Here is a 5,911-nt window from a genome sequence, read left to right as displayed (position 1 = left end):
CGGGGGGGGCGGCGGCGCCCCCCCCCCCCGCCGCGGGGGGGGGGGGGGCGGGCGCCGGCCCCCCCCCCCCACTCCGGAGCGGCCGAAAATAATCGGTGGGCGGCGCGGCAGGACCCGGCTATGGTGACCACGTCGGCGGCTCCGCGACGCGCTTCCTTCTCATCCTTCCTCGGACCCTGTAGCGCGCCCCCTCTCCGCCCCCTTTCTTCTTTCCGCCTCCGTGGGGGGATCTCTCCGCATGCCCCGAGCCATCGCGGCTCCCTTCGACGTCGACGTCGACGTCGATCTCGATCTCGGTTCCTTCCTTCTCCGCCGGCGCGGCGCCGTCTGTGTGGCCCCCGGCGAGCTGCTGCCCACCGCCGACCCGTGGAGCGCCCGGGGACTGGTGGCCCTCGACGCCGATCTGGTCCGGCGCGGCTACGTCCTGACCGGCCGGCTGCGTGCCGCCCTGGCCCGCTTGACGCCTGTCCGGCTCGCCGAACTCGGCGACGGGCTGCTCGCCAGGATCGACCACCTGCTGGGCGCGGACCGCGAGCACGTCCCGCTGTTCCGCCGCTTCCCGGACGCCGTGCCCGACCACGCGCACGTCTTCTACACCCGGCAGATCCGGGCCTTCCTGCTCAACCAGCCCAACCAGCCCTGCGCTCACTGCGGTCGGCGCGGCTCCCAGGTCGGCATCGGCGCACTCGCGCCGTGCGCGCACCTGCTCTGCGCCCCCTGCCACGACGGGCTGGCCGAGGAGGGGCGGGGCGAGCGGTGCCCGGTCTGCGGCACGTCACTGGACGCCGGCACCTACCTCGGCGAGGACAGCACGGTCGGCCGAAGGGCGGCCGAGGACTTCGGCGGCCGCCAGGCCCTGCGCCCGCTGCGACTGATCGCCGAGGACCAGGTCACCGGCGCCATGGCCGAGTTCCACCGGCTGCTGGCCCGCCGCACCCCGCTCTCCCCGCAGGACCGGGACGACCTCGCCGCGCTGCTGGCCCACGCACCGGAGGACCTGCCGCAGCGCCTGCCCGAGCGGATCCCGCTGCGCGAGACCAAGGCCACCGTGCTCGCCGCCCTGCTGCGCCGCGGGGGCGCGGACGCCCTGCCCGTCCTGGCCGAGCGGGTCGACACCGCGACCGATGTGCTGCGGCTGCTCTGGGCGTGGTCCGGCGCCGAGCCCGACCTGCTGCCCGCCACCGCGCGGCGGCTGCGACTGCGCAACCTGCCCCGGCCGTTGCGCCGCGGCCTGCTGGAGGTCCTGGAGGGCCTCTCCCCCGTCGCCCTCGCCGAGGACCTGCGCCGCCACCGTTCGGCCTGGCTGCGCGCGGGCGAGCTGCTGCACCCGTACGAGTACCGGCGGCACTTCCCCGCGGTGACGGCCGCGTTCGTGCTGCTGCGGGAGACTGACCTGCGCACGCACGAGGTCGGCCGAGAGTTCGCCGAGCCGCCCGCGCCGCTGCGCGTGGTCACCGGCGGGGAGCCGGGCCGGGAACGCACCCGGCTGGCGTTCACCGGTTTCGCCGGGCGGGTCGAGTCCCTGCTGGCCGCCGGGGACGCCGTCCGCGCGGTCCGCGTCCTGGCCGGCCGCCCCGGCGAGCTGGTCCGCCGGCTGCACCACGTGCTGCGGGTGCACGCCACCCGCGCGCCCGGTGCCCCGCTGCCCCCGGAGCTGCTGGAAGCGGTCGCGGGCGCGCTCGAACGGGTCGCGCCCGGGCCGCTGCTCGGCGCGTACGGACGGCTGCGCGGGGCCCGTACGGCAGGCGAGCGACGGCTCTACTTCCCCCGGGGAACCGTCTCGCTGGCGCACGCCCGGGAGGACCACGGCACCGTGGTGCCCGCCGAACTCAGCTCTCCCGTCTGCGCGTTGATCGAGCAGGAGCTGCTGCGGCGGAGCGCCGGCGGCGAGCGGTACGACCTGGCGCTGCTCGACGAGGGACTGGTCGACCTGGTCGCGCCGTTCGCCGAGCGGGCCGCCGCCAAGACGCTGGTCTGCGTGCCGCGGGGCAGTCGGCAGCGGCTGCCGGAGGGCGAGCGGCTGCGGCTGTTCGTGCACTGGATGCAGCCGGAGCACCTGCGGGTGGACCTCGACCTCTCGGTCGCCCTGTACGACGGACAGTGGCGGTTCAGCGGGCTGTGCGACTTCACCAACCTGGTGCACGGCGACCGGGCCGCCGTGCACTCGGGGGACTACGTCTCGGCACCGCCGCCGAACGGCGCGACGGAGTTCGTCGACCTGGACGTCGCCCGGCTGGCGGCGGGCGGCGCCCGGTACGCCGTGGTGATCGTGTTCAGCTACAACGACGTCGCCTTCGAGCAGTTGACCGAGGCCTTCGCCGGCTTCATGGACCTCGGCGCGACACCGTCCGGCGGGGCGCACTACCACCCGCGGACGGTCCGGCAGCGGCTGGACCTGGTCGGCGACGCCAAGGTGTCCGTGCCGATGATCGTCGACCTGGCGGAGCGGCGGTACACCTGGACGGACCTCAACACCGGCGCCGACGGCGGCTACCACAGCGTGTACCGGCACCAGGCCGAGGTCGGCGCGCTCAGCCGCGACGTGCTCGCCCACTTCGGCCCGGAGAACCGGGCCACCCTGTGGGACGTCGCCTGCGCCCGGGCGGCGGCCGGCACCGACGTGGTGCACGTGCGCGGACGCGACGGCGGCCCCGTGCGGCGGTGGCGCCGGCGGAAAGGCGAGGACCTCGGTTCGTTCGCCGCACGGCTGCGGGCGCTCCGGGACGATGACGGCACCGGGACGGCCCGGCTTCCGAACGGCGGGCGCGCCTTCGTCGCGCTGGTGGACGGGGACGTGCCGGTGCCGGAGCAGCTGTCCGGCGCGCTGTACCGGCTGTACCCCGGGCCGGTGGATGCCGTGGCCGAGGAGCTGGAGCGGCTGACCGCCGGGGACCTGGTGGCCGGGCTGGCGCCTCGGCCGTGACGTCGGAGCCTGAATATTTCTTGTCCTGAAATATTCAGGCTCCGGACCGCGTTGACGCCGGAGATCGACGCGGGAAGGGCCTGCGCGAGGGAAGGAGAGCAGCGCCGTGCGCGTCGAGATCTGGAGCGACATCAACTGCCCGTGGTGCTACATCGGCAAGGCGCGGTTCGAGCGGGCCCTGGAGGCGTTCCCGCACCGCGAGGAGATCGAGGTCGTCCACCGCTCCTTCGAGCTGGACCCGCGTGCGCCGCACGAGGCCCGTCCGGTCGTGCCGCTGCTGGCCGCCAAGTACGGGATGAGCCTGGAGCAGGCCGCGGCGGCGGAGGCGCGGATCGCCGAGAACGCACGCGCGGAGGGGCTGCCGTACCTGAGCGAGGGGCGTGACGCGGCGAACTCGTTCGACATGCACCGCCTGCTGCACTTCGCCGAGGAACACGGTCGGCAGGCCCAGCTGCTGGACGTGCTCTACCGGGCCAACTTCGCCGACGAACGCTCGGCGTTCGAGGAGGGCCGGCTGGTCGAGCTGGCCGTCGAGGCCGGGCTGGACGGCCAGGCGGCGGCGGCCGTGCTGGCCGACCCGGAGGCGTACGCGGAGGCGGTCCGCGAGGACGAGACGACGGCGAGCGCGATGGGGGCGACGGGTGTGCCCTTCTTCGTCCTGGACCGCAGGCTGGGCGTTTCGGGTGCCCAGCCTGCGGAAACGTTCACCCGCGCGCTGGAGCAGGCTTGGGAGAGCCGGGTCACCGTGCCGCTGACGCCGCTGACGCCGCTCGCGCCGAAGGAGTAGCACGGGCCCGACTGCCTGCTCCGGCGCTCAGGCCGGGATGAGCGCCTCCCACTGGGCCCGGGTCGGACCGTCGTGCTCCGGCGTGAAGTCCGGTCGGGCAGCCAGCCAGGCGGTGACGTGCCGGTCCACCTCCTCGCTGCCGTAGGCCTCGTCCGCCGTCCGCACCAGATGGCGCACCTGGGCCCGGGCCCTCATGACGACCGGGTCGTCGAAGGCGCAGGCGGCCACGGCGGCCGCCCGTCGCTCCGGGAGGGTCGAACCCTCGGCGAGCCGTTGCTCGTTGGCCCGGTCGGCCGTCACCTGCGCGTCGAACCAAGGGCGGAGCGCCTGCGTCGTCCAGGCGTGGTAGTCGGTCGGGTCCGCGGCGATCCGGTCGGCATGGGTGGCCAGGTACTGGGCGGCGAGCAGGCCGAGGGCCACGCCGTGGCCCAGGGTGGGGTTGGTGTGGACGAGGCTGTCGCCGGCGTTGACCAGGCCGGTGACGACCGGGCCGTCCTCGTCGGCGAGGGCGGTCCAGCGGTTGTCCAGGCCGGCCATCGCCAGGACGGCCGACTGCGGTTCGGCCGCCAGGTCGAGCCAGGCGGCGGTGGCGGGGAAGCGGCGGGCGACGGCCTCGAACACGGCGGGGTCGGTGAGCGCGCCGCGGGTCGGATCCGCCGTGGAGAGCATCACGTTCACCGCGAAGGTGTCGTTGTCGGAAGGGAAGACACCGGCGAACGCGAACGCTGCGGCCGAGCCGTTCTTCACCCGCCCCGCGTCCCGCGGGCCCTCGGCGCGCAAGCGGTACCAGCGGCTCAGGTAGGCGATCCCGGTGCGGTGGCTTTCGACCACCGGCGGGCGGCAACCGGCCGCGACCAACCAGGCGGGAACCGGCGAGCGACGTCCGGAGGCATCGACGACGAGGTCCGCCCGGTGCGTTTCCGCGCCCACCCGGACCCCGGTGACCCGGGCGGGGCCGCCCTCCCCGAAAGTGAGGGCACTCACCCGGCAGCCCGACCGCATCTCGACGGTGGGCTCCCGCCGCACGGCCGCGGCCAGGGCGGCCTCCAGCACGATGCGCCGGGTGCGCAGGGTCACCAGGTCCTCGTCCCCCGCCCGGTGCGGCGGACGCTCCTCGAACCAGTCGAAGTCGTGGTACTCGTGGGCCCCGCGGTCCAGCAGGTCCGCGTGGACATCCGGGGCCTCGGCGCGCAGGACGGTACGCACCGGCGCGAGGAACGAGTGGGGCTGGACGGCCTGCGGAACCCTCGGCCTGTTCCAGTGGAAGAAGTCCTGGTTCAGGTCGTCTCCGGCCTCGCGCGCGTCCTGCTCGAACAACGTGACCGTGTGGCCCTGTCGACCGAGCATGAGCGCTGTCCCCAGCCCGCTGGTACCCCCACCGATCACCGCAACCCGCGCCATCGAACTCCCCTTCGCGTCGTGTTGCGGAGGGAGACTACCGCTCGATGATCTTCGATCGCCAAGCGCGGCCGCCGGCAACGCGTCCGACGGGTGCCGGCCGGATCACGCGTCGGAGGTCAACGGTCAAGCAGGACAAGGAAATCCGGCCGCAGGCGCCAAGGGCAACGGTGGCTCCGTCCGGCATTCGGTCGTCATTCGATCGTCGCCGCGGCAGACCACGGCGCGGGTCTCAGTCGTAGAAGAACTGACGGAGGTCGTCGGCGGCGCCGGGGCCGAAGAGGAACGCTTCGAAGCCGCGGACCGCCCGGGACGTCGGCGGGCCGTCGAGGGGGAGCCGCCGCAGCCAGATCTCGCCCTGCTCGCCCACCGCGTGGATGGCAGAGAGCAGTTCGGCCATACCCGCCGGCCGGGGCGGCGTCACACCGGTGACGGACACGAGCTCCCAGCCGCCGGCCCGGGCCGCGACGCGGAGCACCTCCGCCCAGGCAGCGAGACGGCCGAGCCGTACGCTCCAGGGGAGTTCGGTGGAGGGGTCCACATATGCCGGGGTCGCGACGGCGATGTCGTCCATGACCCGGCGTTCAAGCGTCGTACGGGTCCAGCGCCCCTCCTGGGCATCCTCGATGGCGGCATCCCACCACTCCCAGGCGCTGTGCAACCGGGCGTCGAACCCGTCCGTCTCGTCCATGCCGGTCAGGCTAGTCCGGAAACGCGAAGAACCCCCATCCGGAATCCGGATGGGGGTTCTTCAGCAATGATTGTTCGGCGGCGTCCTACTCTCCCACAGGGTCCCCCCTGCA

The 5,911-nt window shown here is 74.3% G+C and carries 3 protein-coding genes and 1 pseudogene; 2 read left to right on the top strand and 2 right to left on the bottom strand.

Translation table 11 applies throughout. The features are described from left to right. Positions 1–238 precede the first annotated feature (238 nt). Both ABT048_RS39570 and ABT048_RS39565 read left to right on the top strand, forming a co-directional pair. Positions 239–2,923: an MXAN_6230/SCO0854 family RING domain-containing protein gene (locus ABT048_RS39570; protein WP_350526491.1), complete on the top strand. Its 2,685-nt coding sequence runs from the start codon at positions 239–241 to the stop codon at positions 2,921–2,923. Between the two features lie 82 nt (positions 2,924–3,005). Continuing rightward, positions 3,006–3,710, top strand: a pseudogene (locus ABT048_RS39565) (DsbA family oxidoreductase); the annotation flags it as partial. 27 nt (positions 3,711–3,737) lie between these two features. On the opposite strand, the gene ABT048_RS39560 reads toward ABT048_RS39565, so the two are convergent. Further along, positions 3,738–5,111 carry an FAD-dependent oxidoreductase gene (locus tag ABT048_RS39560; protein WP_350526490.1) on the bottom strand — a complete coding sequence of 458 codons (1,374 nt, stop codon included), beginning with the start codon at positions 5,109–5,111 and terminating at the stop codon, positions 3,738–3,740. Between the two features lie 229 nt (positions 5,112–5,340). After that, positions 5,341–5,799 (bottom strand): hypothetical protein, encoded by a 459-nt coding sequence (locus ABT048_RS39555; RefSeq protein ID WP_350526489.1) that lies wholly within the window; start codon positions 5,797–5,799, stop codon positions 5,341–5,343. Between the last annotated feature and the right edge of the window lie 112 nt (positions 5,800–5,911).

The sequence above is a fragment of the Kitasatospora sp. NPDC096140 genome (genome assembly GCF_040303045.1).
Classification (GTDB): Bacteria; Actinomycetota; Actinomycetes; order Streptomycetales; family Streptomycetaceae; genus Kitasatospora.
Note: the sequence above shows the minus strand (reverse complement) of the source record. Positions and strands in the feature narration are given on the sequence as shown.

What these genes read in the sequence shown, in the direction of transcription:
- ABT048_RS39570 (WP_350526491.1), top strand. Translation starts at nt 239, where the DNA reads ATGCCCCGAGCCATCGCGGCTCCCTTCGACGTCGACGTCGACGTCGAT.
- ABT048_RS39560 (WP_350526490.1), bottom strand. Translation starts at nt 5,111, where the DNA reads ATGGCGCGGGTTGCGGTGATCGGTGGGGGTACCAGCGGGCTGGGGACA.
- ABT048_RS39555 (WP_350526489.1), bottom strand. Translation starts at nt 5,799, where the DNA reads ATGGACGAGACGGACGGGTTCGACGCCCGGTTGCACAGCGCCTGGGAG.